Raw genomic sequence first — 874 nt, forward strand, 5'->3', positions numbered from 1 at the left:
CCGTGGCTCGTCAATGCGCTCGGGCACGAATGCACCTGGAAAGACAAAACGCTACGCGCCGACCGGACGGCGCCGGTGACGCTCGAACGCTACCAACTGGCACGCGAACGGCTCATCCAATCGCGCGCGACCCACCTCGACCAGCTCGCCGACAAACTCTCCGAGCCGCGGGTTCATCGGGTGATCGCGGCGATCCTCGAAAGCGAAGCCGACCCGGCGGCGCTCTCGGAAGAGATCGCCCCGGACGATCTGCAATACGTCTATGACCTGGGGCTGATTGCGGTGCGGCCGATGGTGCGCATCAGCAACCGCATCTACCGCGAAGTGATCCCGCGCGAACTCACCTGGACCAAACAGGTCTATATCACCCACGAAACGGCGTGGTACGTCGACCCAGCCACCCACCGCCTGCAGATCCCGAAACTCCTCACTGCGTTCCAAGAGTTTTTCCGCGAACACTCCGACGCGTGGCTGCAAGGCTTTTCTTACCGGGAAGCGGGCCCGCAACTATTGTTGCAAGCCTTCCTGCAACGCATCGTCAATGGCGGCGGGCGCATCAACCGCGAATACGGGCTGGGGCGCAAACGTACCGACCTCTTGATCGAATGGCCGCTCAACCCTGATGAAGGGTTATTGGGGCCGAAGCAAAAAGTGGTGATCGAATGCAAACTCGTGCGCAACGGCAAGAACCCCGACGCAGTGGTGGCCGAAGGGATAGCGCAGGTCGCCGACTACGCCGACCGTGCCGGGGCGGAAGCGGCGTACCTGGTGGTGTTCGACCGCCGCGACGCAATCCCGTGGGAAGCGCGCATCTGGCAGCGCGAATACCCGTGGCCCGGAAAAGCCGAGCAAACGATCGGCGTGTGGGGGATGT

The 874-nt window shown here is 63.0% G+C and carries 1 pseudogene; it reads left to right on the forward strand.

The features are described 5' to 3' along the window. Positions 1–874 (forward strand): annotated as a pseudogene (locus KUL93_RS11290) (ATP-binding protein); the annotation flags it as partial.

Origin of the sequence: Hydrogenophilus thiooxidans (assembly GCF_019049855.1) — a bacterium.
Classification (GTDB): domain Bacteria; phylum Pseudomonadota; class Gammaproteobacteria; order Burkholderiales; family Rhodocyclaceae; genus Hydrogenophilus; species Hydrogenophilus thiooxidans.